Here is a 259-nt window from a genome sequence, read left to right as displayed (position 1 = left end):
GACGCTCGATCTGTCGCCGGGCTTCGGCTACACCGGCATCGTCGTTGCCATGCTTGCCATGCTGAACCCGATCGGCGTGGTGTTTTCCGCGATCTTCGTTGCCGGCATCTTCGTGGGTGCGGCCGCCATGAGCCGCAGCGCCGGCGTGCCGAGCTACATTGCCGACGTGATGGTGGCGACCTCGCTGCTGACCATGGTGACGGCGATCATGCTGTCGCGATACCGGGTGAAGTGGAAATGATGGACGCAGTCGAGATCC

The 259-nt window shown here is 63.3% G+C and carries 1 pseudogene; it reads left to right on the top strand.

Going from position 1 to position 259, the window contains the following annotated elements:
• A pseudogene (locus DC522_RS36750) lies at positions 1-241 on the top strand (ABC transporter permease); the annotation flags it as partial.
• Positions 242-259: the final 18 nt, after the last annotated feature.

Origin of the sequence: Microvirga sp. KLBC 81 (assembly GCF_003075415.1) — a bacterium.
Taxonomy (GTDB): domain Bacteria; phylum Pseudomonadota; class Alphaproteobacteria; order Rhizobiales; family Beijerinckiaceae; genus Microvirga.
Note: the sequence above shows the minus strand (reverse complement) of the source record. Positions and strands in the feature narration are given on the sequence as shown.